This window comes from Edaphobacter aggregans DSM 19364, from assembly GCF_000745965.1.
Taxonomy (GTDB): Bacteria; Acidobacteriota; Terriglobia; order Terriglobales; family Acidobacteriaceae; genus Edaphobacter; species Edaphobacter aggregans.
The window spans coordinates 1-2,960 of record NZ_JQKI01000279.1 but is presented as its reverse complement, the minus strand read 5'-3'; the positions used below and the strand labels follow the sequence as shown (position 1 = coordinate 2,960).

General features: G+C 56.3%; 3 protein-coding genes. 1 reads left to right on the top strand and 2 read right to left on the bottom strand.

Annotated features, from left to right (window positions below):
• Positions 1 to 75 precede the first annotated feature (75 nt).
• Positions 76 to 1,164: a DUF2293 domain-containing protein gene (locus Q363_RS31120; RefSeq protein ID WP_035358550.1), complete on the bottom strand. Its 1,089-nt coding sequence runs from the start codon at positions 1,162 to 1,164 to the stop codon at positions 76 to 78.
• A 137-nt stretch (positions 1,165 to 1,301) separates the two neighbouring features.
• The gene (locus tag Q363_RS31115) at positions 1,302 to 1,652 is read right to left on the bottom strand and encodes a site-specific integrase (protein WP_157468032.1); all 351 of its coding nucleotides are present in this window, start codon (positions 1,650 to 1,652) and stop codon (positions 1,302 to 1,304) included.
• A 357-nt stretch (positions 1,653 to 2,009) separates the two neighbouring features.
• On the opposite strand from Q363_RS31115, the gene Q363_RS31110 reads away from it, so the two are divergent.
• Entirely contained in the window at positions 2,010 to 2,765 is a 756-nt protein-coding gene (locus tag Q363_RS31110) for a bestrophin-like domain (RefSeq protein WP_035358545.1), read from the top strand.
• The last annotated feature ends 195 nt before the right edge of the window (positions 2,766 to 2,960 follow it).

Below are 2,960 nucleotides of genomic sequence, written 5' to 3'. Positions count from 1 at the left end.
CACGCAGGTAGTGCAACGACGATTTATTTAGTAGCGCCTGAAAAGTTTTTCGGTAAATTCGCCTGGACCGGCCCTTCAATGCGTGTTCTTACCGCAATCCCGTATTCGCCACCTCGCCAGAATCTCTTCGACCATGACTGCAATCCGTTGGCGGGCGGTAACACGATCCACTCCACTAGCCAATAACTCGTCATACCGGGTGTGTTTGTGGCGAATTGCAGCAACAACCGCTAAAGTCAGGGCACTTTCCTCGAGATTCCTGCCAGCTTCTGTGCGACCCACCCGGCCGCTTTCCCTTCGGGCGGTGTGCTCGGCGATGTCCGCAACCTCGCTTGCCGGACATCCGGGGAACAATATCGCAATCTGCTTGATCATTTGAGCGGCCAATTCGACATCCTGTTTTTGTCGCCGCTCGGCTCCACGTGCCCGCGCCACGGCGCGTTCGTCGGCGTCCTCCAGGCATTCTCGCTCAGCCTTCTCGAGGCCGGACGTTTCGACGAGGATGCCCTTCCTCTCGTAACGCCCCCGTGACCGGCTGAAGCGAACGACTACGGCGACTCTTCCACTGTACTTAGAAGCGCGCCGCGTCAATGCAGCGTCGCCCGATGGAAGAAACTCGAGATCGTCGAGACGCGCACACTGAAGGCAGAGCGGCTGCTCCAGTTCCATAGAAAGAAAAGAACCCTGCTCAATCTCCGCGCCGCACTCCGAACAATGGGCCTCGCGCAGGTTCTGGAATACAACGGGCTTCGGAGACTGGTTGAGCTTCTCTTGAAGGCGCTGCTCTTTCTTTTCGGAGAGCTCCGGCGATACAAAATGCGTGCGGTAGCTCTTCTCAATCCCCGGGTCTCCACTCTTGGAAAATTGCAAGACCACGGTCCCGGTCCGAGAATGGCGCATGTATTGGGTTTCGCTGGGTTTAAGTCCCTTATCCCTTGCCCAGCGGCGAAATATCGCTATGGACGAGGAAATTTTCTTGAGATTCCCTTGAATCACCCGTTCCAGGAAATCGACTCGCCCTTTCCGCCAGGAGTCTACCTGCGCAGACGCCAATAGGCCCATTCCACAGAGCACGTCGATTGCGCTGACGTATTGTTGACGAGACAAAGCCGCTTCCGCAGCGCGATGAACCCGACTTTCGAGCTTCGATTGATTCGGATGCATACCTCTGTCTCGGTAATGGGATCAAGAACCACTTTCAAGCACATATCGCACACACTAGCCAGGTGCGACGCGCTCCAATCATGGTGAATCCTGTCTAAGCCAAGATAAACGATGCAGGGTCAGCTGGTTCACCGTCATCAGGAGCGTTGCACAGTGGCCTTCAGCAATGCGCGACCGAAACTCAAAATCGGGGTTATGTCCGGATTCTTCTTCGTGCACACCCTGCACCGGCACGAATTCCGCCAGTTTCTCCCCTTTCCCAGGAATCGCAGCGCCGAGATATGGTGCTCGACCGATCCTGGAGATAGTCTTCGTTGCGTTAGTAGATAGCTCTGGTAGCTGCGAACATGTTCCAAGCCAAGCTTGTCGGGTGACTTGCCAAAGTGTTGTGCGAACCGCTCGACGAAGCGCACATAGTAGCGGATCGTCCTAGCGGAATAGTCACGACGCTCGAGCTCTTCGAGCATTATCTTGCGAAGGTGGGTCACAGCGGCTTACCTCCTGTGACTCACACCCTATCCCGGCCCAAAAACTACTCGCCAGCCACAACCGGAGCGACCACGGCGCCTGCGGCTTCGTTCTCACCGGCAACCCGGAAGTAACCCTGAAATGCCTGTGAAGTCTCGTTATCGGCAACTTCGAGGTCCAACTTTCCGCTAACCCCGTTTGCGGGAACTGAGATGCCAATATTGAAGCGTCGGTCGGCGGAATGATTTCCTGTTTGCCGACCTCTCAGCAGTTGAACGGGTCAGGTCGATACAAATGCGTTTCTTCTTGCAGGAGGGGATACGTCATTCATACACTTCCCCTATAAGTGCCCCGGCCCCGCCAAGGAGCCTCCGATCATGAGTTCCCTGGAAGTCAGCTCGATCGCTTTTGTGTGCGTTTTTGGAGGCTCGCTGCTGGGCCTCGCTCTTCGTACCGTGCTACCTGAGCACCACCGGAGTGCTGAGACGAAGGATGCTGTAAAAGTGGGGATGAGCTTAGTCGCGACCATGGCAGCGCTTGTCCTGGGCCTTCTGGTTGCTTCCGCCAAGTCTGCCTACGACCAACAACGCAACGAAATGACAGATCTGTCCAGCAAGATCGCCCTGCTGGACCGCGTCCTGGCCCATTACGGGACGGAGACAAAGGAAGCGCGCGATCTTCTGCGCAACGTCGCGACTCGCATTCTCGATCAGACATGGTCGAAAGACAGTACTGGCCATTCGCGGTTGGAATCGCCAGCGGCTGGCGGCGAAGTTCTCTACGACAAGGTACAGGCACTCACGCCCAGGGACGAAACAGAGCGCTCGCTCAAGGCCCAGGCATTGACGATCCTGCTGGGTATCGGACAAACGCGCTGGTTGATGTACGAACAAACAACCGAACCGATCTCGGTGCCGTTGCTGATCGTGCTCATTCTGTGGCTCACCACGGTCTTCATCAGCTTCGGCCTCCTGGCGCCTGCCAACCTGACCGTCACCGCCAGCTATTTCGCCGCCGCGCTGGCGGTTGCGAGCGCGATCCTCTTGATCATGGAAATGTACTCTCCCTATGTGGGACTGCTTCACATCTCTAGCGCCACATTACGCGCAGCCATCGCGCAACTTGGCCGGTAACCATTTCCCTCAATGTTGCCACGCCCCGAGAAACATACAACAAGTGTGTCTTTCACAAGTCTGGAGAGGAAACTCTCAGCGAGCCGAATACCGGCGAGTGACGGGCATCCATGTAAGTTGAGTAGGGCCTTCGGCCCGCGAAATTCTATGAAAATCGCTTAGGTTCCGAGTCATAATCCAGAACGGCTGGGAGTG